The sequence below is a fragment of the Halonotius sp. GCM10025705 genome, from assembly GCF_042662885.1.
Taxonomy (GTDB): domain Archaea; phylum Halobacteriota; class Halobacteria; order Halobacteriales; family Haloferacaceae; genus Halonotius; species Halonotius aquaticus.
Genome location: NZ_JBHSZD010000001.1, coordinates 1,971,559 through 1,993,604, shown reverse-complemented (window position 1 = coordinate 1,993,604; position 22,046 = coordinate 1,971,559). Strand labels below are relative to the sequence as shown.

Annotated in this window: 17 protein-coding genes and 3 pseudogenes; 16 read left to right on the top strand and 4 right to left on the bottom strand. The window is 63.4% G+C overall.

The genetic code is table 11. The features are described 5' to 3' along the window. The first annotated feature begins 223 nt into the window (after window positions 1-223). Entirely contained in the window at window positions 224-1,267 is a 1,044-nt protein-coding gene (locus ACFQJB_RS11130) for a hypothetical protein (RefSeq protein ID WP_379727277.1), read from the top strand. Between the two features lie 20 nt (window positions 1,268-1,287). Here ACFQJB_RS11130 and ACFQJB_RS11125 read toward each other — a convergent pair. Then, a pseudogene (locus tag ACFQJB_RS11125) lies at window positions 1,288-1,571 on the bottom strand (amphi-Trp domain-containing protein). A 237-nt stretch (window positions 1,572-1,808) separates the two neighbouring features. Here ACFQJB_RS11125 and ACFQJB_RS11120 point away from each other — a divergent pair. Further along, on the top strand, window positions 1,809-2,228 hold the full coding sequence (locus ACFQJB_RS11120; RefSeq protein ID WP_379727274.1) for a PPC domain-containing DNA-binding protein: 420 nt from the start codon (window positions 1,809-1,811) through the stop codon (window positions 2,226-2,228). 101 nt (window positions 2,229-2,329) lie between these two features. Then, a pseudogene (polC, locus tag ACFQJB_RS11115) lies at window positions 2,330-7,395 on the top strand (DNA polymerase II large subunit). Window positions 7,396-7,513: 118 nt separating this feature from the next. Here polC and ACFQJB_RS11110 read toward each other — a convergent pair. From ACFQJB_RS11110 to ACFQJB_RS11100, 3 genes are all read right to left on the bottom strand, one after another. Continuing rightward, the gene (locus ACFQJB_RS11110; protein WP_379727271.1) at window positions 7,514-7,711 is read right to left on the bottom strand and encodes a hypothetical protein; all 198 of its coding nucleotides are present in this window, start codon (window positions 7,709-7,711) and stop codon (window positions 7,514-7,516) included. Between the two features lie 755 nt (window positions 7,712-8,466). Then, window positions 8,467-8,751: a hypothetical protein gene (locus ACFQJB_RS11105; RefSeq protein ID WP_379727268.1), complete on the bottom strand. Its 285-nt coding sequence runs from the start codon at window positions 8,749-8,751 to the stop codon at window positions 8,467-8,469. A gap of 164 nt (window positions 8,752-8,915) precedes the next feature. Beyond that, entirely contained in the window at window positions 8,916-9,083 is a 168-nt protein-coding gene (locus tag ACFQJB_RS11100) for a DUF7556 family protein (RefSeq protein ID WP_165853312.1), read from the bottom strand. 103 nt (window positions 9,084-9,186) lie between these two features. Here ACFQJB_RS11100 and ACFQJB_RS11095 point away from each other — a divergent pair. From ACFQJB_RS11095 to argF, 13 genes and pseudogenes are all read left to right on the top strand, one after another. Further along, a pseudogene (locus ACFQJB_RS11095) lies at window positions 9,187-10,043 on the top strand (CBS domain-containing protein). Continuing rightward, window positions 10,043-11,836, top strand: coding sequence for a glycine--tRNA ligase (gene glyS / locus ACFQJB_RS11090; protein WP_379727265.1), 1,794 nt, complete (start codon window positions 10,043-10,045; stop codon window positions 11,834-11,836). The pseudogene ACFQJB_RS11095 and the gene glyS overlap by 1 nt, the downstream one beginning before the upstream one ends. Before the next feature lie 49 nt (window positions 11,837-11,885). Beyond that, window positions 11,886-12,503: a dolichol kinase gene (locus ACFQJB_RS11085; protein WP_379727262.1), complete on the top strand. Its 618-nt coding sequence runs from the start codon at window positions 11,886-11,888 to the stop codon at window positions 12,501-12,503. Window positions 12,504-12,564: 61 nt separating this feature from the next. Next, window positions 12,565-12,705: a hypothetical protein gene (locus ACFQJB_RS11080; protein WP_165853311.1), complete on the top strand. Its 141-nt coding sequence runs from the start codon at window positions 12,565-12,567 to the stop codon at window positions 12,703-12,705. Window positions 12,706-12,812: 107 nt separating this feature from the next. Further along, on the top strand, window positions 12,813-14,027 hold the full coding sequence (locus ACFQJB_RS11075; protein WP_379727259.1) for an argininosuccinate synthase: 1,215 nt from the start codon (window positions 12,813-12,815) through the stop codon (window positions 14,025-14,027). Between the two features lie 6 nt (window positions 14,028-14,033). Next, entirely contained in the window at window positions 14,034-15,530 is a 1,497-nt protein-coding gene (gene argH, locus ACFQJB_RS11070; RefSeq protein WP_379727256.1) for an argininosuccinate lyase, read from the top strand. A 192-nt stretch (window positions 15,531-15,722) separates the two neighbouring features. Next, entirely contained in the window at window positions 15,723-15,893 is a 171-nt protein-coding gene (lysW, locus tag ACFQJB_RS11065; RefSeq protein WP_142443720.1) for a lysine biosynthesis protein LysW, read from the top strand. A gap of 54 nt (window positions 15,894-15,947) precedes the next feature. After that, the gene (lysX, locus tag ACFQJB_RS11060) at window positions 15,948-16,829 is read left to right on the top strand and encodes a lysine biosynthesis protein LysX (RefSeq protein ID WP_379727252.1); all 882 of its coding nucleotides are present in this window, start codon (window positions 15,948-15,950) and stop codon (window positions 16,827-16,829) included. 25 nt (window positions 16,830-16,854) lie between these two features. After that, on the top strand, window positions 16,855-17,898 hold the full coding sequence (gene argC / locus ACFQJB_RS11055) for an N-acetyl-gamma-glutamyl-phosphate reductase (RefSeq protein ID WP_379727250.1): 1,044 nt from the start codon (window positions 16,855-16,857) through the stop codon (window positions 17,896-17,898). Between the two features lie 16 nt (window positions 17,899-17,914). Next, window positions 17,915-18,880 (top strand): acetylglutamate/acetylaminoadipate kinase, encoded by a 966-nt coding sequence (locus ACFQJB_RS11050; protein ID WP_379727247.1) that lies wholly within the window; start codon window positions 17,915-17,917, stop codon window positions 18,878-18,880. Next, window positions 18,877-20,013 carry an aspartate aminotransferase family protein gene (locus ACFQJB_RS11045; RefSeq protein WP_379727244.1) on the top strand — a complete coding sequence of 379 codons (1,137 nt, stop codon included), beginning with the start codon at window positions 18,877-18,879 and terminating at the stop codon, window positions 20,011-20,013. The genes ACFQJB_RS11050 and ACFQJB_RS11045 overlap by 4 nt, the downstream gene beginning before the upstream one ends. Further along, entirely contained in the window at window positions 20,013-21,143 is a 1,131-nt protein-coding gene (locus tag ACFQJB_RS11040; protein WP_379727241.1) for a [LysW]-lysine hydrolase, read from the top strand. The genes ACFQJB_RS11045 and ACFQJB_RS11040 overlap by 1 nt, the downstream gene beginning before the upstream one ends. Then, on the top strand, window positions 21,140-22,033 hold the full coding sequence (gene argF, locus ACFQJB_RS11035; RefSeq protein WP_379727238.1) for an ornithine carbamoyltransferase: 894 nt from the start codon (window positions 21,140-21,142) through the stop codon (window positions 22,031-22,033). Before ACFQJB_RS11040 ends, argF begins: the two co-directional genes overlap by 4 nt. The last annotated feature ends 13 nt before the right edge of the window (window positions 22,034-22,046 follow it).

The following is a 22,046-nucleotide window of genomic DNA, read 5'->3' as shown; positions in this document are numbered from 1 at the left end:
TGCACCCACGACAGCGAGATAGCCGCTCTCTGAGCGATTATTAATCAACCCGCGTCGGCGACACGCTCACAGCAGGCCGCCGGTGGCCATCATGAACCGCGTGTCGCTGCCCGCACCGGCGTTGATCGATAGTGTCTCGCTGTTTCTCTGTGTTCCGTCCCGCTGCCGGCACCCGGAGGTAATCGACCCCAAACCGTTTGCAGGTCGCCCGTCAACTGGTGGTATGACAGTCGCTGAGCTGCTCGATCTGCCGGTGTCGATCACGTCGCTATCGACTGAGCGATACGAACGCGAGACCTCACAGTTCACTCGGGTGACGACCGAGATCGTCCTGTCAGGTGACGGCGAAACGGGTCGCGGCGAGGATGTGGTCTACGAGGCCGACGCCCACGACGACCTCGCGGATGCAGGATTACCCGATCTCACCGGCGAGTACACGCTTGCCGCGTTCTCTGAGCGGGTCGCCGACGCCTCGTTGTTCCCCTCACCGCCGGCGCGACCGGTCTCCCGACACTACCGACAGTGGGCCCTCGAATCGGCCGCCCTCGATCTTGCGTTGCGACAAAACGAGACCGATCTCCCGACGCTGCTTGATCGTCGCCGCGAGCCGGTGCGGTTTGTCACGAGCATGCGGCTCGGCGATCCCCCGACGACCGAGCGGATCGACGCGCTCCGCGAACGGGTGCCCGGCGTCGAGTTCAAACTCGATCCGACGCAAGCGTGGGATGACACCCTCGTCGCAACGCTGTCCGACACCGACCGCGTCCGGATTCTCGACCTCAAAGGCCACTACGAGGACACCGATGTCGACTCGCCAGCCGACCCCGCGCTCTACGAGCGAGTTATCGATGGGTTTCCCGAGGCGATCATCGAGGATCCCGCGCTGACAGCGGAGACGCGGCCGCTGTTCGAGGACGACGCCGTCCGGAGCCGGGTCTCGTGGGATGAACCGATCGAGAGCCTCGCTGATGTGAAATCGCTGCCGTGGGAACCCGACTGGCTTAACATCAAACCCTCGCGGTTCGGAAGTCTTGAATCACTGCTTGAGACACTAACCTACTGTGAGGCCCAGGGGATTCGCTGCTACGGCGGCGGGCAGTTCGAACTCGGTGTCGGCCGCGGACAGCTCCAACTGCTGGCGTCGCTGTTCTACCCTGATGGACCCAACGATATCGCCCCGCGAGCCTACAACGAGCCGGCGGTCGGGGATGCGTTGCCGACGAGTCCGCTCACTCCGCCCGACAGCCGCGGGTTTCGCTGGGAGTAGCCGCTCCTGTCGGTGCTCGCTTACTCGACCTGTGGGGCGGTGTCGTCCGGCCGCCCGGGGAGCTCGATCTCCAGTTCGAGTTCGGGATCGTCCATCCCCTCAAAATCGACTTCGACTTCGACCGGCTCACCGAAGGCAAGGGAAGCTCCCACTCCTCGTCGGTGATCGTGATCTCGTCGCTATCGCGGAGCTGTTCGCCGACCGCGATCAGAAACTCGCCGGTCTCGGCGGCCGACAGCCGGTAGGTCTGCTCGAAGTTGCGGCCGGTGCGGATGGTTGTTTGCTCATCGCTGTCGTTGGTCATTTCCTCATCGCCAGCCGCTTCGTTGTCGGCGGTCGCCTCGGTATCATCCGGGCCGCTCTCTATGTCAGTCATGTGTATCTACCTCATCGTGGCCCAGCGGTAGATCAGTTCTGAATCATGGTGTATGTCTACATACCACTATTCGGGGCCATGCGGTGCTGTCATCGATCGGGCTGGTGCGGCGTCTGCCCCGTCGACAACTGAACCTTTTTGCCCTCCAGCCCCGATGGTGAGTCCATGAACTACCGCGAGGTCACCGTCACCGGCGAGTACGTCGCTCGACTCGAAACCGGGGCGGACTGGCGGGCTGAGATCGAATCGCTCGCCAGCGAGGTCGACGCCGAGGCCGGCTGGTTTTCCGCGATCGGCTCTGTCGAAGACGCCGAGGTCTGGTTTTACGATCAGGACGACGGCGAGTACCAGTCGGTCGACTTCGAGGAACCGCTGGAGGTCGCTGCCTGCGTTGGCAACGTAAGCAAGCTTGACGGCGAGCTGTTCGCCCACACCCACGCCGTGCTCTCCCGGCGAAGCGGACAGGCTCTCGCCGGCCACATCAACACGGCGACCGTCTTCGCGGGCGAGCTCTACTTCCGGGCTTTCGAGGAACCACTCACGCGCGAGTACGACGAGACGACGGCACTGGATCTCTGGTTGTGAGCGAAACGAGCGATCCGGATGGGGGCGGAAGCGACGCTGCCGATAGCGACGCCGACGCCAATAACGCAGGCGACGACGCCAGCGAATCCAACCGTACGCCGATGCGGCCCGAAGACGAGCAGTATTTCGACCGTCTTGAATCCGGCCTCGACGAGGCGATGACGGTCGCCGAACGCGCCAAGGGCCAGGGCAAAGACCCCGAACCCGAAGTCGAGATCCCCATTGCCAAGGATATGGCCGACCGCGTCGAGAACATCCTCGGCATCCCCGGCGTCGCCGAACGCGTCCGCGAACTCGAAGGCGAGATGTCCCGCGAGGAGGCCGCCCTCGAACTCGCCAAGGACTTCGCTGAGGGCCGGGTCGGCGACTACGAAGGCAAGGCCGGAAAGATCGAAGGCGCGGTCAGAACCGCCGTCGCCCTCCTCACTGAGGGTGTCGTCGCCGCGCCGATTGAGGGAATCGACCGCGTCGAACTGCTGGAAAACGACGACGGCACCGAATTTGTCAACGTCTACTACGCCGGGCCGATCCGCTCGGCGGGCGGCACCGCCCAGGCTCTCTCGGTGCTGGTCGCCGATTACACCCGGAGCATCCTCGGCCTCGCCGAATACAAGGGCCGGGACGCCGAGATCGAACGCTACGTCGAGGAGATCAACCTCTACGACAAGGAGACGGGCCTCCAGTACTCGCCGAAAGACAAGGAGAGCCGCTTTATCGCCACCAACATGCCGATCATGCTCGACGGCGAGGCGACCGGCGACGAGGAGGTCTCAGGGTACCGCGATCTCGACCGCGTCGACACTAACTCCGCGCGTGGTGGGATGTGTCTGGTCGCTGCCGAGGGGATCGCACTCAAGGCCCCGAAGATTCAGCGGTACACCCGCCAACTCGATGAAGTCGAGTGGCCGTGGCTGCAAGACCTGATCGACGGCACCATCGGCAACGACAGCGGCGACGCAGCCGATTCCGACGATGACGGCAGTGACGGCGACGAGGATGCTGCCGACGACAGCGACGCCGACGACGCCGATGGCGACGCTGACGACCCCGCAGCCGATGCCCCCGCCGGCCCGCCGCGCGTCGAACCGAAATCGAAGTACCTGCTGGATCTAATCGCCGGCCGGCCCGTTTTCGGCCACCCCTCCGAGGCCGGTGGGTTCCGACTTCGCTACGGCCGAGCGCGAAACCTCGGCTTTGCGACCGCGGGCGTCCACCCGGCGACGATGCACATCATCGACGATTTCCTCGCCACGGGCACCCAAATCAAAACCGAACGACCGGGCAAGGCCGCCGGCATCATCCCCGTGGACTCCATCGAGGGGCCGACTGTCCGGCTGGCGACCGGCGAGGTACGGCGGATCGACGACCCCGAGGAGGCGCTCGAACTCCGCAACGGCGTCGAGAAAATCCTCGATCTCGGCGAATACCTCGTCAACTACGGCGAGTTCGTCGAGAACAACCACCCGCTCGCGCCCGCCGCGTACGCGCCCGAGTGGTGGGTGCAGGAGTTCGACGACGCCGGCGCGGACGTGCAGGCCCTCGAAGACGACCCCCGGATCGATCTTGAGGATCCCTCAGCGGCCGAGGCCATCGAGTGGGCCACCGAGTACGACTGCCCGCTGCACCCGACCTACACCTACCTCTGGCACGACATCTCGGTCGACGACTTCGAGGCACTGGCTGCGGCTGTCGCCGACGGCGAAACGGCGGACGGGCATCTCGTCATCGACCGCACCGAGTCGGTTCGGGAGACGCTGGAAACGTTGCTCGTCGGCCATCACCAACGCGAGGCGACCATCGCAATCCCTGACTGGAAACCGCTCGCGCTGTCGCTCGGCCTCGACGACGACCTGACGAAACCGTGGGACGAGCTCTCAGCGGCGGCTCGGGAGTTCGACGGCGGCGACAACGCGATCACCGCTGTCAACGAGGTTGCGCCCTTCGAGATCCGGGAGCGTGCACCGACCCGGATCGGCGCGCGGATGGGCCGCCCCGAGAAATCCGAAAAACGTGACCTCTCACCGGCCGTCCACACGCTGTTCCCGATCACCGAAGCCGGCGGCAATCAGCGCGATGTCGCCAAGGCTGCGACGACGATGGACGAGCAGGGTCGCCGCGGCGTCCACGACATGCAGATCGGCCAGCGTCGGTGTCCCGACTGCGAGGCCGAGACATTCAAACTGCGGTGCCCGGACTGCGGCAGCCACACCGAGCCCCACTACGAATGCGAAGAGTGTGAAATCGTCTGCGAGCCCGACGAGGCCGGTCGCGTCGAATGTCCGGGGTGTGGCCGCGAGGTCGACGCCGCCGGCTGGGAAACTGTCGACCTCAACGCCGAGTACCACGACGCTCTCGACGAGATCAACGAACGCGAAGGCAACTTCCAGATCCTGAAAGGCGTCAAGGGGTTGTCCTCGGCGAACAAGACACCCGAACCGATGGAGAAAGGGATTCTCCGGGCAAAACACGATGTCTCCTCGTTCAAAGACGGCACCGTCCGCTACGACATGACCGACCTCCCGGTCACGGCGGTCAAACCTGAGGAGTTGGACGTGACGGCCGATCACTTCCGCGGACTCGGCTACGAGACAGACATCGACGGCGATCCGTTGCGGCATGACGATCAGGTGGTCGAACTCAAGGTACAGGACATCGTTCTCTCCGATGGCGCGGCCGAACACATGATCAAGACGGCCGACTTCGTTGACGACCTTTTGGAGCGGTTCTACGGGCTGCCGGCGTTCTACGATATCGACGAGCGCGACGACCTCGTCGGCGAACTCGTCTTCGGGATGGCCCCTCACACGAGTGCCGCAGTTGTCGGCCGTGTGATAGGATTTACGAGTGCCGCCGTCGGCTACGCACATCCGTACTTTCATGCCGCCAAGCGGCGGAACTGCTTCCACCCCGACACGAAACTCTGGCTCGAAGACGAGGCTGGCGAGTGGCACCACGAGACGATCCGGACAGTCGTTGAGGATCGCTTAGACGACCCACGCGAGGACGACTTCGGGACGCTCATCGAGGAGATCGACGGCGCGATTTCGGTTCCCAGCATCGACGAAGGCGGGTCGCTTGTGACGAAGTCGGTCGAGGCCCTCTCGAAACACCCCGCACCCGAGCACATGGTCGAGATCGAAACCCGGAGCGGGCGGGAACTCACAGTGACACCGGATCACGAGATGCAGGTTTTCGCGGACGGCGAGCGACGAACGAAACGGGCCAACGAACTCACGACGGCGGATTCGCTCATCACGCCGGAACACCTCGATACGGTGCAGCCGTCCGCGGAGCCACAGCAGTTCGATCTGTTAGCGGAGTTCATCCGCGCCGACACCATCGACAACAGTCGGTTGATGATCAAAGGCATCGAGAAGGATGCTCTCTACGACCTCTTCGAAGCGAAACTGGCGGCTGAGTGGGACGGGCAGTTCTACCCGCTGAAGCATACGGCCGAGTACTTCGAGATGTCGCACAAGACGCTGAGCAACTATCTCTACCGAGGGAGCGTGCCGGCGCATATCCTGCTAGAACTGTGCGACTCGGTCGAGGCCGTTCTCGACTTCGTCCCCGATGACGTGACGCTTGGCATGAAACGGGATTCCGCTGAAATGAACCGCATGGTGGATCTCACCGAAGACGTTGCGACGCTGCTGGGATACTATGCCGCAGAGGGATTCGCCCGCGAACAGGAGACACCGAAGGGGACGATCCACCAGACGACGATCTGCGGGACAGAGACGGAAGCGCGTGAGTTCTACATTGACGTGTTCGAACGCGAGTTTGGCGTTGAGCCGTACCGCGAGAACGACGCGAAAGTGACCGTCTCGGGGCGGTTGCCGCGGACGTTCTTCGATACGGTGTTAGACGCGGGTATCTTCGCGGAGACGAAGCGCGTGCCGCAGTGTATTTTCAACGCACCGAAGCCGATTATCTCGGCATACCTCAGTGGCTATTTCAGCGGTGACGGAAGCACTGCTTCGGGCAGTCTTGCTGTGTCGGCAACAACAGTGAGTCAGGAACTGAAACAGGATCTCTTGGCACTTCTCACTCGACTTGGAATCGCCACGAGAGTAACGACAACCGATCCGAAACCCCTCGTTGAAAACTTCCCCGCGTTCTATGATAGTGAGGAGTCGCCTCTCTCGGCGCGGTGCTACAGGCTCAGAATAAGTTCACAGGATACCGTCCGGTTCGCCGAAACAGCCGGGTTTCACCTCTCAGGAAAGAAACACGACTTCAGCAACAGGTAGAATCGATCCCACACAGAAGACGGCGCGTGTTCGACGGTGGAGCTGGCGATTTCCTTGTTGATCCCGTTGTGACTACTAATAATACAAAATCTGACACTGAATATACGTATTGTCTTACTGTCGAAGATACCCATAGAATTGTCGTAAACGACACGCTGCAAGCCCAGTGTGATGGTGACGAAGACTGCGTCATGCTGCTCATGGACGGCCTCTTGAACTTTAGCCGACAATTTCTCCCGGACAAACGCGGCGGCCGGATGGACGCCCCACTGGTTATGTCCTCGCGGGTTGATCCAACCGAGATCGACGACGAGGCCCACAACATGGATATCGTCTCGACGTATCCTCGGGCGTTCTACGAGGCGACCCGCGAGATGGCCGATCCGGAGACCGTTGACATCACAACCGGCGAGGATACTCTCGATACGACCGAGCAGTACCACGGCTTCGAACACACCCACTCGACAACGAACATCCACATGGGGCCAAGTCTCTCAGCGTACAAGACGCTGGATTCGATGATGGATAAGATGGATGCCCAACTGGAGTTGGCGCGCAAACTCCGGGCAGTTGACGAAACTGACGTGGCCGAACGCGTCATCGAGTACCATTTCCTGCCCGATTTGATCGGCAACCTCCGGGCCTTCTCGCGGCAGGAAACTCGGTGTCTCGACTGCGGAGAGAGCTACCGTCGGATGCCGCTGTCGGGTGACTGCCGGGAGTGTGGCGGCCGGGTGAACCTGACTGTTCACGAGGGATCGGTCAACAAATACATGGACACCGCCATCGCCGTCGCCGACCGGTTCGGCTGTCGGGAATACACCAAACAGCGACTTCGTATTCTTGAGCGTTCTTTGGAATCGATCTTCGAGAATGACAAAAACAAACAAAGCGGGATCGCGGACTTCATGTGAAGCTCGGGCTGGCGAGCACGGTGCTGCGCTTACTCGGTTGCTTGCCACCGAAAACGGAGCACACCTCGGAGACGATGTGGATGTTTGTCTCAGCGGAAACGCTTCGTTTCGAAGCTAACTACTGCGGACTGTCTCCCGATAGTTGGTGTTCGATCCGGGCGAGGTAGCCGAGGCTGAGACAGGTCGCATGGACGACCCAAAGAGCGAGGCCGACAACCAGCAGCGCGGCACTTGTATAGAGCATTACACGGGCGACGACAAACGAGAACAGATTCAGGCCAAAGGAAAGCGCGACCGCGACAAGCCCGCCGATCATGAACGTACCCCCGTAGAGCAGCAGGGTATCCGAGTTCGGATTTGTCTTTAAGTGCTCAGAAAAGTATGTCTCGGCGATCCAGCACTGTATTTGTGCTAGAATTGACACTATTCTTCCGATGCTATCGCTACCCCTCGGTCTGTCCCCGTTGGTTTGCTGTCGCACTCTAAACCCCCGTTAGCTATGCTGTTGTGTTCCGCGTGTAAAAACGATTGTACTACCGATCTGATAGGTGTGGGTATCGCGTTGTCGCTGACAGCCACAGTGGATGGCGGCGTCAGTGTCGTGAACTGATAGCAACGAACAGCGACCGGGTTCCAACAGTCATCGTTGAGAGACGTAGAGTGGGAAGTACGTATCACTTCCCGACCTGTTCCGGGCAGGCGTGTTCGACAGTCGCCGTCGTTGACACGGCGACGCCTGTTGATTCCGACGTGTGATATAAATAAGTAGTGTTCAGAATATCAAATCAAATAATGCAATCCAACCAACACGACTGCAGTCCGGATCTCTGCTTGAGACGGCGCGAACCGACCGACTCGGGAAATTATTTTCTCTGAGACTTTCACGGATAGTTTTATTACCATTCCCGTCCACATTTCTGATACCGTCTGACCTTTTCCGGGCAGGCGGAAACCGCCACCTTTCCGGGCAGGCGGTTTGAACAGTCAACACACGTTGACACTGGTTTGGTATCGCCTGATCCCGTCATACAGACGGGAGGGCGGTTTTCGACACATTGGTTTCTCCGGCTTTCAGTTGATCTGATCCCAGTCGCCGGCGTGTCCGGCACGGATCTCAACTTCGTGTTCATCCAGCATCTCGTACGGTTCGGAGTCGAGTTTGTCCTCTAAGGTTTCGTCGATGGAGTCGATGATTCCTGAGAGAGCGGCCCAAATTCCGGCGTCCTCAATGGGTGAGGTAAAGATCTCGTTTTGGCGTTCGATCCGCATGACGATCTCGCCGTCAACCTTGATTTCGATGACTTTCCCGTTTTCGAACCGCCGCGTCTCGCTGGGATCCGGGATGTCCTTCGGCATACGTGGTGGTATTCGGTGTGGGGATTTGACTGCACCGGGTTATCCCGGGAGCATGGAATCAGGCGATCGGTGGTTGCTGTGAGCGCATATGAGCCGTTATCGAGGGTAGCAACAGCTGACCCGCAGTGACCGATACAGCAACAGGCAGGTGTGGGCGGTCGGCCTCAACACCACTCAGAAAGGATCACAGCGTCGGTTTCGTGGACGGAGAGCCACGCGCCGTCCCGGCTGATGTCGGCGATGACATACGAGGGCCGGCTGTCGGCGTCGTCGACGGCGGCCATGACTTCGGGTGTTCCGGCATCCCCAACAGGCGTGTGATCCTGTGTCATGGAATACTGTCACACGCTCAGGTATTTAATGATGTCGGAACCGACCGTCGCGCCGACGGCCGCCTTCGGTTGATACAAGAGGCTGGCCGACGGTAGCCGGGGTATGAACGTCGCTGACGCGATGACACCCCGTGACGAGCTTGTCACTGTTGAGCTGCCCGGCACTCGTGACGATGTCCTGACGTACCTGCAAGACCACGGCTTTTCGTCGGTTCCGGTGACCAAAGCCGTCGATGGCGTCGATGTCTACCGGGGGATCATCTCCCGGGATTCGCTGATCGAACGCCCTGATGAGGATCAACTCGCCTTGCTCACCCGCGAGGTCGAGACGGTGACCCCCGACACTGATATCCTCGATGCGGCGGCTCACATGGTCGACAACGACGCCCGCCGCGTGCCAGTTGTCGATCCTACTGACAACGACGAACTCGACGGGATCATCACCGTTACCGACGTGGTACGCGCCATCGCCCGCGAGCAGATCCCCGGCGACACCCAGGTCGGCGAGTTGGCGACCCGCGATATCAACACCACCTACGTCGGTACCCCCTCACTGTCGCCGAACGCGAGATCTACCACGCAAACGTCCCCTACACGGTCGTCCTCGACGACGACGGCGACATGACGGGGATGCTCACGGAGGTCGACATCGTCGAAATCGCCCGCGTCGTCGAAGGCGAAGACGACACCGGCGAATCCATCGCCGAGCAGGACTCCGAGTGGGCCTGGGAGGGAATCAAGGCCGTCGGTAACAGCTACTTCCCGACCCGCAACGTTGAGATCCCCGCGGAACCGGTCGCTGAGATCATGACCAGCGATGTGATCACCATCGGCAAGACGAAAACCGCGACCGACGCCGCCCAGACGATGATCTCCAATGAGATCGAACAGATCCCGCTCGTTTCGGGTGGTGAGCTGATCGGCATCGTCCGCGATATCGACCTGCTGGAGGGGCTCTGATGGCCAGCCAACAGGCTCTCACTGAACTCGCCAAACGCCGGGGCTTCTTTTTCGGTGCCAACGAGGCCTACGGCGGGACGGCGGGCTTCTACACCTTCGGCCCGGAGGGCGCGGCGCTCAAACGCAACGTCGAGTCCGCGTGGCGCGAGCAGTTCACGCTCCGGCTCGGTAACGAGGAGATCGAAGCCCCGACCGTGATGCCCGAGCCCGTCTTCGAGGCCTCGGGACACCTCGACGGCTTCGACGACATGCTCATCGAGTGCGCCGAGTGCGGCGAAAGTCACCGTGCCGACCACCTGATCGAAGACGCCGTCGCCGACATCGAGGACGCCGAAGCCCTCGGCGTCGACCGCGTCGAGGAACTGATCCGCGACCACGACCTCGCGTGTCCGACCTGCGGAGCCGACCTCGCCGGCGAACCGGTCGAGGACTTCAACCTCATGTTCGAGACTTCGATCGGCCCCGGCAGCGGCCAGCCCGGCTATCTGCGACCAGAAACCGCCCAAGGGATCTTCGTCGAGTTCCCGCGACTCAAGGAGTACGCTCGCGGGCAACTCCCCTTTGGTATCACCCAGATCGGCCCGGCCTACCGCAACGAGATCAGCCCACGTCGCGGGATCATTCGCGTCCGGGAGTTCACCCAAGCCGAACTCGAACAGTTCATCGATCCCGAGGAAGATGAGCCGCCGCTCGAAGCTGTCGAAGATGTCGAGGTTACGCTCTACCCTGTCAGTGAACAGCACGCCGACGACGGCGAGTATATCGAGACAACGATCGGCGAGGCGGTCGATGACGCGATCATCACCTCGCCGTGGGTCGCCTACTTCCTCGGTGTCGCCCAGGGCTGGTACGAGCGGGTCGGCGTCGACATGGATCGGTTCCGGTTCCGCCAGCACCTCAGCGGCGAGCGCGCCCACTACGCCGCCGACTGTTGGGACGCCGAAAGCGAGATCGGCGGTAACTGGATCGAGATCGCCGGCTTCGCCTACCGCGGCGACTACGACCTCACGAAACACGGCGAACACTCCGAGGATCGCTTTACGGTCTTCAAACGCTACGACGAGCCAAAAACGGTCGAAACGGCGACCGTTGATCCCGATATGGCCGCCCTCGGCCCCGAGTTCGGCGGCGCGGCCGGCGACGTTGCCGACGCGCTGCAGGCCCTCGCTGAGTCCGATCCCGACGCCTTCGATGGCGACGAAGTCACCGTCGAGATTGATGGCGAGATCTACACCGTTGACACCGAGGTCGCAAACTTCTCCGTCGAGGAGCAGACGGAAAACGGCGAACACATCACGCCGCACGTCGTCGAACCCTCCTTCGGCGTTGGCCGGACGGTCTACACGCTGCTCGAACACGCCTACAGCGAGGACGAAGTCGACGACGAGACACGCACGTACCTCTCCTTAGCACCGGAGATCGCGCCGACCGATGTGGCCGTATTTCCGCTGGTCAGCAACGACGATGCACTCATCGACGTTGCCAGCGACCTCGCAGACGAGCTCCGAGCGGCTGGCATCTCTGTCAGCTACGACGACTCCGGCTCGATCGGCCGCCGATACCGCCGCCAGGACGAGGTCGGCACGCCGTTCTGTGTGACTGTCGATCAGGACGGCTTGGAGGGCGACGACGAGACGACTGTGACGTTGCGAGAGCGCGATTCCGCGGCCCAACTCCGGTTGCCGGTCGCCGACCTCGCCGCGGAGTTGGAGGCCGTCTTCGACGGCGACCGCGAGTTCGCCGATCTGCAGGATCGCTACGAGCGCGTCGACACCGACGTGACGACTGACTGACGATGCACCGGGCAGTATCGACCTCCTGGTTAGTTCCGAGACAACGCCCATGAGCGAGTACGGCCGGCGGGCGATCCACGCCAGCGGCGTCGGGATGCCGGCGATCTACCTGCTGGACATCGTCACGTGGCGGGAGCTCCGATACTTCATGCTCGTCGTGACGGGGATCGTTTTCACCCTCGAATTTCTCCGGCTGGTCGTCGGCCTCAACCACCGGCTCTACGACGAGATCACCCGCCCGTACGAGCAGCACGCGGTCGCCGGCTACGCGCTGTATATGCTCAGCATGACCACCGTCGCCGTGCTGTTCGGCCCGTCGGTGACGATTCCGGCGATGCTGATGTTGATTCTCGGCGATCCAGTCAGCGGGATGCTCGGCGACAACGCGGCCGACGAGCACAAACGGCCCGCCGTCGTCGCCGCGACGTTCGGGGTCTGTTTTCTGTTGGCTGTGCCGTTCACGGTCGCTGGCAGCAGTACTACAGTCGGCGTCGCCGCGGCAGGGGTCGGTGCGGCCGTCGGCGCGGTCGCTGACGGCGTCAAGCCGGTCATCCGTGGCGTCGGCGTCGACGACAACCTCACGATTCCGCCGATCGCGGCGGCCGGTATCGTCGTCACGTTCTGGCTGTTCGGCGTCGACGTTGGATTCGATCCGTTGTGGGCCTGAAATCGGCTCCACACGAAGCGATCACGAAATCGTTTTGTAGCCGACCGCCAAGGAATCACTAATGACCGCTGACCGTCGCTCTGCTGTGCCTGTTGTCGGCCAGCGGCGGCTGCGGCGACTACCGCGAGCGGGGCCGACCGGCGGCCTCGCCTCGTCTCGACGGTCGGGCCGGGAGGCCTCATTTCGGTTCGACCGTCGCTGATTCCTTCCGCGAAAATCCTGTTTTCAGCCACGTAGAGCCGTCTATCCGGCTATTTTCGGATTTGTAAATCACTGAATTTAAGGCCTACTCCCCGTTTGGTGTAGGTAATGACAAACCGCGTGGCACTGGCGTTCAGCGGTGGGCTCGATACCACCGTCTGCGTGCCGGTTCTCGAAGAGGAGTACGGCTACGACGAAGTGATCGGCGTCACCGTTGACGTCGGCCAGCCGGATGATGAGTTTGAGGAGGCTCGGGAGACTGCCGAGGCACTTGACCTCGATCACCACGTCGTCGACGCCAAAGCGGAGTTCGCCGACCTCTGTTTCGACGCCGTTCGCGCCAACGCTGACTACCAGGGCTATCCGCTCGGGACGGCCCTCGCACGCCCGGTGATCGCCAAAGCGATCCTCCGCGTCGCCGAGGAGGAAGGCTGTGACGGCATCGCTCACGGCTGTACCGGCAAGGGCAACGACCAGCTCCGCTTCGAGGCGATCTGGCGTGCCTCCGACCTCGAAGTCATCGCGCCCGTCCGCGAGATGGGGATGACCCGCGACTGGGAGATCGAGTACGCCGCCGAGCGCAACCTCCCCGTCGAGGCCGGCAACGAAGGCACGTGGTCGATTGACACCAATCTCTGGAGCCGTTCCATCGAGGGCGGCGATCTCGAAGAACCCGATCACGTCCCGGGTGAAGAAATCTACGAGTGGACGACCGCGCCGAGTGGCTTCGGCGAGGAGATCGAACTCGGCTTCGAGAACGGGTATCCCGTCTCGCTGAACGGCGAGGCAATGGAGCCTATCGAGTTGATCGAGGAACTCAACGAACTCGCCGGCTCCTACGGCGTTGGTCGCACCGACATGATGGAAGATCGCATGCTCGGCCTGAAAGTCCGCGAGAACTACGAACACCCCGCGGCGACGACGCTGCTCAACGCCCACGAAGGGCTGGAAGCACTCGTCCTCACGAAAGAGGAACGCGACTTCAAACAGCAGGTCGACGCCGAGTGGAGTCAGAAGGGGTACGAAGGACTCGTTGATGGTCCACTTGTCGCCGCGCTTGAGGGCTTCATCGAGGAAACCCAGACCAAAGTCACCGGCACGGTGACGATCCGCTTCGAGGGCGGCCAAGCCCGCGTCGTCGGCCGCGACAGCGAGTATGCGGTGTACTCTGCCGACGCCGCTTCCTTCAACACGGAGAAAGTCGGCGACATCACCCAAGCCGACGCGACCGGCGTCGCCAAATACCACGGCTATCAGGATCGCATCGCCGCCGAGGCCAAGCGCGCCGCCGAGGCGAAGCAGGCCGACAGCGACGACGACTAACGAGCAATGGTAGATGACGAGCGCAGCGATACCGACGGAGCCGGCGACGACGAGACGGTCGTCCGCCGTGACCGCTTCAGCGGCGGCCCCGCCCGCGAGTTCCTGTCGAGTCTCGCCGGCGACAGCCGGATTTTCGACGCTGACCTCGCGGTCGACCGCGCCCACGTCGTTATGCTCGCAGAACAGGGAATCATCGGCGACGACGAGGCCGGCGACATTCTGGGCGCGCTCGATGATGTCGAAGCAGCCGGCCACGGCGACCTCCCCGACGGCGAAGACGTTCACGAGGCTATCGAGTCGGCGGTTATCGACCGCGTCGGCCCCGACGGTGGGAAGATGCACACCGCCCGCAGCCGCAACGACGAGGTGGCGACCTGTATTCGCTACCGCCTTCGCACCGATTTGCTGGACGCAGTCGAGACGACGCTCGCGCTGCGCGAATCGTTGCTGGAGGCCGCCGCCGAGCACACCGAGACGGTGATGCCCGGCTACACGCACCTCCAGCCGGCCCAGCCGATCACGGTCGGCCACTACCTCTCGTCATATGCGGCCGCCGTCGGTCGCGATACGGCGCGGCTGCTCGATGCCTACGACCGCACCAACGCCTCGCCGCTCGGCGGGGCAGCCTTCGCGGGCACGCCGTTCGATATCGACCGCGAGCGTACCGCCGAACTGCTCGGCTTCGACCGCGTCGTCGAGAACTCGATGGATGCCGCCTCGGCGCGGGATTTCCTCGCGGAAGCGACCGCTGCCCTGGCGATCCACGCGACCACGCTGTCGGGGCTCGCCGAGGACATCGTCGTCTTCGCCAACAAGGGCTACATCGAGCTATCGGACGACTACAGTTCGACCTCCTCGATCATGCCACAGAAGAAAAACCCCGACACGCTGGAGTTGACCCGCGCGGTCGCTGGCGACGCGACCGGCGAGCTGACCGGGTTGTTGACGACGCTGAAGGGACTGCCACGGGCGTACAACCGTGACCTCCAGCGCGCGCATCCGCACACGTTCCGTGCGGTCGACGCCGTCGTTGAGGCGTCGTCGATTGCGGCTGGCGCGGTGGCGACCGCCGAATGGAACGCCGAGGTGTTGGCTGCGGAAGCGGGTGCCGGCTTTGCGACGGCAACCGGGATTGCCGACCTGCTGGCGATGGCCGGGTTGCCGTTCCGCACGGCTCACGAAGTGGTCGCGCTGGCTGCCGAGGAGGCGGAACACAGCGACAACGGCGTGACCGCTGCCGTGCTCGACGCGGCCGCCGAGGATGTGCTGGGCGAATCGCTGTTCGCGTACGTCGACGAGGCGAGCGTCGAGTCGGCACTCGATCCGGCCGACAGCGTGGCGAGCCGCGATTCGGTCGGCGGCCCCGCGCCCGGAGCCGTCGACGCGTCGATCAAAACGGCCCGTGAGAGTGTGGCGACCGACAGCGACGCCCTCGACGCGCGCCGGGAGACGCTGTCGGCTGCTGCCGCGCGGCTCCAGCGGGAGGTCGACCAGTATGTCTGAGCTTCGGCGGCGGCGCGTCCGACTCCGGCGACCCCCGTTCGGGGGCACTCACCAAACATGAAATTCAGCCGAGAATTTCGCCAGGCCGTCGATACGCGCTCAACCGCCGGGAGTGGCGACGCTGAGTAGTATAAATTATCCTACAAGTTCGATGTGTTTAAGTATATACGTCGGGAACGCCTGCATACACCCATGTCAGAAGCAGATTGTCCGGAATGCGGTGCCGGCGTCGACTTACACGACGACCTCGAAGTCGGAGAGATCCTTGACTGTGGCACCTGTGGTGCCGAGTTGGAAGTGCTCGCAGCCGACCCGCCGGAACTCGACACAGCCCCGGAACTCGAAGAGGACTGGGGCGAGTAACGTGACCGCGACGCCCGTGGCGCCAGCGGGAGCGACTGATTCACAGATAGTATCATGAAAATCGGTATCCTCTACTCGCGCATCCGCCAGGACGAGAAGCTGTTGCTCAACGAGCTACGCGACCGTGACCACGAGATCGAAAAGATCGACGTGCGAAAACACCAGTTCGGTCTTGACGGCACGACGGCCGACGTCGACGACCTCGATATCGTCGTCGACCGCTGTCTCTCGACCAGCCGGTCGCTGTACGCGACGCGCTTTATCGACCACTACGGGGTTCCGGTCGTCAACAGCCCAGAGACCGCCGACGTGTGTGCCGACAAGGCGAAAAACAGCCTCGCGCTCGACGCCGCGGGCGTGCCGACCCCCGAAACGAAAGTCGCCTTCACCGTCGAGTCGGCGATGGACGCCATCGAATCCTTCGGCTACCCCTGCGTCCTGAAACCGGTCGTCGGCTCGTGGGGTCGCCTAATGGCGAAAATCGACTCCGAGAGCGCGGCCGAAGCGATCTTGGAGCACAAGAAAGTCCTCGGCCACTACGAACACAAGGTGTTCTACGTCCAGGAGTTCGTCGACAAACCCGGCCGCGACATCCGCGTGCTGGCGACCGACGGCGAACCCGTCGCGGCGATGACCAGAAGTTCGGATCACTGGCTCACCAACGCCGCGAAAGGCGGCGACACCGCGGGCTTCGAACTCGACGACACCGCACTCGATCTCGTCGAACGCGCGAGCGACGCGGTCGGCGGCGGCCTGCTCGGCGTCGACCTGATGGAGGTCGGCGGCGAGGAAAGCGGCGACTACACCGTCCACGAGATCAACCACACCGTCGAGTTCAAAGCGCTCAACGGCTGTGTCGATATCGACGTGCCCGCCACCGTCGTCGACTGGCTGGAGACGAAAGCGAACGAAGCGACGCCGGAGGCGACGCAATGAGCGACACGACCCCGGAGGCATCCCGATGAGCGAGACCTACACCGCCAGCGTCGTCGGCGGCACCGGCTTCACCGGCGGCGAACTCCTCCGCCTGCTCGCCGGGCATCCCAACTTCGAGATCAAACAGGCCACGAGCCGCTCGAAAGCGAACAAGACGGTTGGGTACTCGCATCCGAACCTCCGCGAACTCGACCTGCGGTTCAGTTCGCCCGATGACCTCGAATCAGTCGATGTGCTGTTCGCGGCAACCCCGCACGGCGTTTCGATGGAGCAGATCGACGAGTTTGACGAGCACGCCGACACCGTCGTCGACCTTTCGGCGGATTTCCGTCTCAACACGGCCGAGCAGTACGAGGAGTGGTACGACGGTCACAGCGCGCCCGAATACCTCGAGGAAAGCGTCTACGCGCTCCCCGAGCTGACCCGCGAGCAGTTGCCGGGTGCCGACCTCATCGCCAGCGGCGGCTGCAACGCCGCCTCGACGATCCTCGGCCTCAAACCGCTGTTCGACGACGGAATTCTCTCGGGCGACGAACAGATTGTCGCCGACGTGAAAGTTGGCTCCTCGGAGGGCGGCGCGGGCGGCGGCGACGCCTCCAGCCATCCCGAGCGGTCGGGCGTCGTCCGCCCGTACGCACCGACGGGCCACCGCCACGAGGCAGAGATCGAGCAGTTCCTCGGCGTTTCGCTGTCGTTCACCGTCCACGCGGTCGATATGACACGTGGCTCGTCGGCGACCTGCCACGTCTTCCCCGGCGAACCGGTCTCGAAGGGCGACCTCTGGAGTGCCTACCGCGAAAGCTACGAAGAGGAACCCTTCGTGCGCCTGGTCGCCGGCGGCGGGGGCGTCTACCGCTACCCCGAACCGAAGGCGGTCGCCGGCACTAACATGGCCGAGATCGGCTTCGAACTCGACCCCGGCAACAAGCGACTCGTCGCCTTCTCGGCAATCGACAATATGATGAAAGGCTCGGCCGGGCAGGCGATCCACGGCACGAACATCGCCCTCGGCCTCGATGAGACGGCCGGCCTCGACTTTCAGGGGCTCCACCCGGTCGGCGCGCCATAACACGGAGTGGTTGCTTATGACTGAACACGATTCACCAACACCTACTCGCCGTTGCCAGCATCATTCTGCTGATCACTCACAGACCCACACAGACACACGACAGCGGCGACTCCGGGCCGACGGCGGTCAGCCGCCGGTCGTCGTCAAAATCGGCGGCGCGAAAGCCGTCGATCCCGAAGGCGCGGTCGGTGATATCGCCGCGCTCGTCGAATCGGGCCGCGAGGTCGTCGTGGTTCACGGCGGCTCGACGGCAGTCGACGACACGCTCGAACGCATGGACATCGAGCCCACCTACGTCGAAACGCCGGGCGGCGTCACCGGCCGCTTTACCGACGAAGAGACGATGGAGGTCTTTGCGATGGTGATGGCGGGCAAGCTCAACACCGAGTTGACGACGCTGTTCCGCAACGCCGGCGTCGACGCCGTCGGCCTGTCGGGTGTCGATGGCGGCCTGCTGAGCGGCCCCCGCAAATCAGCGGTTCGGGTGCTCGAAGACGGCAAGAAGAAAATCAAGCGCGGCGATCACTCCGGCAAGATTACCGACGTGAACAGCGAGCTGCTGGACACACTGCTCGACGACGGCTACACGCCGGTCGTGAGCGTCCCGATGCTCGGCGAGGACGACGACGAAGTACTACCGGTCAACGCCGACGCCGACCGCTCGGCAGCCGCCGTCGCCGGCGCGCTCGGAGCCGAACTCGTGGTGTTGACGGACGTGGACGGCATCTACGCCGACCCGGACGACCCCGAGACGCTCATCGAGTCGGCAGCAACACCCGAGGAACTGGAAGCGGTGAAAGACGCTGCAGAAGGATTCATGAGGAAGAAAGTGATGGCCGCAACCGAGGCACTGGAAGGTGGCGCGACGGCAGTCCACGTCGGCGACGCCAACCGCGACGCGCCGGTAACCGACGCGCTCAACGGCGCGGGCACGAAAATCGAGGCGAGCGCGCTGGCAGATAACGGAGAGATCACCCAATGAGTGGCTTTGTCTTCTCGGAGAAACCGATCGAGATCGTCGAGGGTGACGGCGCGTTCGTCACCGACAGCAACGGCACCGAGTATCTGGACATGGGCGCGAGCTACGCCTGCGTCCCGCTCGGCCACGGCCACGAGGCCGTCCACGACGCCATCACCGACCAGCTTTCACGACTCACCTACGTGCAGGCGTCCTATCCGGTCGAAATCAGGACGAAGCTGTACGAACTCCTCGCCGAAACCGCCCCCAAAACCGTCGACAAGGTGTGGCTCTGTAACTCCGGGACGGAGGCCAACGAGGCAGCACTGAAGTTCGCCCGCTCGGCGACGGGGAACTCGAAGATCATCTCGACGAAGCGCGGGTTCCACGGCCGGACGATGGGCGCACTCGCAACGACGTGGAAAGACAAGTACAAGAAACCCTACGAGCCACTGATCGGCGATGTCGAGTTCGTCGCCTACGACGACGCCGAGGAGATGGCCAACGCCATCGACGACGACACCGCTGCGGTGATCGTCGAACCGGTGCAGGGCGAAGGCGGGATCAACCCCGCTCGCAAGGAGTTCCTCCAGCGCGCTCGCGTCGAAACCGCGACCAGCGGCGCGGCGCTGATCTTCGATGAGGTACAGACCGGAATGGGTCGCACTGGGACGCTGTGGGCTTCAGAGTGGGCCGACGTGGTGCCGGATATGATCACGAGCGCGAAGGGCCTCGGCAACGGGCTCCCGATCGGCGCGACGCTCTGCCGTGACTGGATCGCCGACAACTACGGCTCGCATGCCTCGACGTTCAGCGGCGGCCCGGTCATCTCCGCGGCAGCACACGCGACCGTCTCGACTATCGTTGACGAGGAGATTCCGCAGCACGCCGCCGAAATGGGCGAGTACATGATGAGCGAGATCGAGGCCGCCGCCGAGGAACACGATCTCGGCGTCCGCGACGTACGCGGTAACGGGCTGATGGTTGGCGTCGAGGTGAAGAAGGGCGCGAACCGCGTCCTCCGCGACTTAGCGATGAACCACCAGATCCTCGCGCTGCCGGCGGGCCGCACGGTCGTCCGATTTTTGCCTCCGCTCACCATTGACGAAACACACGTCGACCGCGTCGTCGACGCGCTCACGGAGGCACTGGACTGATGGCTGTCGAATCAACCCACGGCGCGTTGGAGCATCCCGCTATCGACACCGAGGGCCGCCGACTCCTCACCGAGTTGGTGTCGATCCCCTCGGTCTCCGGCGAGGAGACGGAGGCAGCCGAACGGCTGGCGGCCTTTTTCGAATCGCATGACCGCGAGGTCTGGATCGACGACATCGGCAACGTCCGCGCGCCGGGCGACGATACCGTCCTCCTCACCTCACACATCGACACCGTCCCCGGTGAGATCCCCGTCGAAATCAAAGACGGCGAGGATGGCCCCGAACTCTGGGGTCGCGGCAGCGTCGATGCGACGGGCTCGCTGGCGTCGATGGCGATTGCGGCGGTCGAAACCGGCGCGTCCTTTGTCGGCGTCGTCGGCGAGGAATCGACCTCGCGTGGCGCGTGGTACCTGACCGACCACCGCGAAGCACCCGACCTCATCATCAACGGCGAGCCCTCCGGCTGGGACGGCATCACGCTGGGCTACCGCGGCCTCCTTGAGGGCACCTACGTCGCCGCCAGCGAGTCCGGCCACCACTCCCGGCCCGATCTCAACGCGATCCAACACGCCATGAGCTGGTGGGATCGCGTCGAGACGATCTTCGAGCCCGACGAGTGGGTACCCGTCTTCGAGCAGGTGACGACGAAACCCGTCGACATCGAGGGCGGCGTCTCCGTTGACGGGCTTTCGATGGAGGCGACGATGGAGTTCCAGCTTCGCGTCCCGCCCGAGCGAACGCCCGACGAAGTGCGCGAACTCTCGGATGCCGAACTTGAGGTCGGGACGGTCAACTGGACGGAGTCGATCCCGCCGGTGATGACCAACCCCCGCACGGAGTTGGCCCGCGTCTTCCGCGCGGCGATCCGCGAAGGGAGCGGCGATCCGCGCTTGCTCCGGAAAACCGGTACCAGCGACATGAACGTCTTCGCCACGGAGTGGGACTGCGGCATGGTGAGCTACGGCCCCGGCGACTCCAGTCTCGATCACACGCCGAACGAACACCTCCCGCTCGCCGAGTTCGACAACGCCATCGAGGTGCTGATCGACGTCTGTGAGCGACTCGGCGTTGGCGACGCTGCGGCGAGCGACGACAGCGAGGCGACGGCTGACACGGAGGCAGCACAATGAACGCCGAGAACTTCCTCGATATCGACGACGTCTCGGCCGACGAACTCGACGATCTGCTCGCGCTGGCAGCCGATCTGAAAGCCGGCGACAACGACACCCGACTGGCCGACCAGACGCTCGGCATGCTCTTCGAGAAACCGAGCACGCGCACGCGAATCTCCTTCGAGACGGGGATGACGCAACTCGGCGGCCACGCGATCTTCATGGGCCCCGACGACATCCAACTCGGCCACGGCGAGCCGTTGAAAGACACCGCTCGCGCGATGGGCCGCTACGTCGACGGGATCATGGCCCGGCTGTTCGATCACGACGACGCCGAAACCCTCGCCGAATACGCCGATGTCCCCGTGATCAATGGCCTCACCGACGACGCCCACCCGTGTCAGACCCTCGCTGATCTGTTGACGATCCGCGAGCAGTTCGGCGGCCTTGACGACGTGCGAGTCGCCTGGGTCGGCGACGGAAACAACGTCGGCCAGTCCTTTGCGGTCGGCTGCGCACTCGCCGGCGTCGATCTCGCGGTCGCAACGCCACCCGAGTATGCGATGGACGACGCCGTCATCGACCGCGCCGACGAACTCGGCGAGGCCCCCGAGGTCTACACTGATCCCGACGCCGCCATCGACGGTGCGGACGTGATCTACACCGACGTGTGGGTCAGCATGGGCGAGGAGGACGAACGCGAAGAGAAATTGGCCGCCTTCGACGGCTTCCAACTCAACGACGAACTGCTGGCCGACACTGAGGCGACGGTGATGCACTGCCTGCCGGCCCATCGCGGCGAGGAGATCACCGACAGCGTCATCGAAAGCGACCGCTCGATTGTCTGGGAGCAGGCCGAAAACCGGCTGCACGCCCAGAAGGCCCTGCTGGTCGAGTTACTCGGCTAACTGGCCACCGCTG

What these genes read in the sequence shown, in the direction of transcription:
- ACFQJB_RS11130 (WP_379727277.1), top strand. Translation starts at nt 224, where the DNA reads ATGACAGTCGCTGAGCTGCTCGATCTGCCGGTGTCGATCACGTCGCTA.
- ACFQJB_RS11120 (WP_379727274.1), top strand. Translation starts at nt 1,809, where the DNA reads ATGAACTACCGCGAGGTCACCGTCACCGGCGAGTACGTCGCTCGACTC.
- ACFQJB_RS11110 (WP_379727271.1), bottom strand. Translation starts at nt 7,711, where the DNA reads ATGATCGGCGGGCTTGTCGCGGTCGCGCTTTCCTTTGGCCTGAATCTG.
- ACFQJB_RS11105 (WP_379727268.1), bottom strand. Translation starts at nt 8,751, where the DNA reads ATGCCGAAGGACATCCCGGATCCCAGCGAGACGCGGCGGTTCGAAAAC.
- ACFQJB_RS11100 (WP_165853312.1), bottom strand. Translation starts at nt 9,083, where the DNA reads ATGACACAGGATCACACGCCTGTTGGGGATGCCGGAACACCCGAAGTC.
- glyS (WP_379727265.1), top strand. Translation starts at nt 10,043, where the DNA reads ATGGCCAGCCAACAGGCTCTCACTGAACTCGCCAAACGCCGGGGCTTC.
- ACFQJB_RS11085 (WP_379727262.1), top strand. Translation starts at nt 11,886, where the DNA reads ATGAGCGAGTACGGCCGGCGGGCGATCCACGCCAGCGGCGTCGGGATG.
- ACFQJB_RS11080 (WP_165853311.1), top strand. Translation starts at nt 12,565, where the DNA reads ATGACCGCTGACCGTCGCTCTGCTGTGCCTGTTGTCGGCCAGCGGCGG.
- ACFQJB_RS11075 (WP_379727259.1), top strand. Translation starts at nt 12,813, where the DNA reads ATGACAAACCGCGTGGCACTGGCGTTCAGCGGTGGGCTCGATACCACC.
- argH (WP_379727256.1), top strand. Translation starts at nt 14,034, where the DNA reads ATGGTAGATGACGAGCGCAGCGATACCGACGGAGCCGGCGACGACGAG.
- lysW (WP_142443720.1), top strand. Translation starts at nt 15,723, where the DNA reads ATGTCAGAAGCAGATTGTCCGGAATGCGGTGCCGGCGTCGACTTACAC.
- lysX (WP_379727252.1), top strand. Translation starts at nt 15,948, where the DNA reads ATGAAAATCGGTATCCTCTACTCGCGCATCCGCCAGGACGAGAAGCTG.
- argC (WP_379727250.1), top strand. Translation starts at nt 16,855, where the DNA reads ATGAGCGAGACCTACACCGCCAGCGTCGTCGGCGGCACCGGCTTCACC.
- ACFQJB_RS11050 (WP_379727247.1), top strand. Translation starts at nt 17,915, where the DNA reads ATGACTGAACACGATTCACCAACACCTACTCGCCGTTGCCAGCATCAT.
- ACFQJB_RS11045 (WP_379727244.1), top strand. Translation starts at nt 18,877, where the DNA reads ATGAGTGGCTTTGTCTTCTCGGAGAAACCGATCGAGATCGTCGAGGGT.
- ACFQJB_RS11040 (WP_379727241.1), top strand. Translation starts at nt 20,013, where the DNA reads ATGGCTGTCGAATCAACCCACGGCGCGTTGGAGCATCCCGCTATCGAC.
- argF (WP_379727238.1), top strand. Translation starts at nt 21,140, where the DNA reads ATGAACGCCGAGAACTTCCTCGATATCGACGACGTCTCGGCCGACGAA.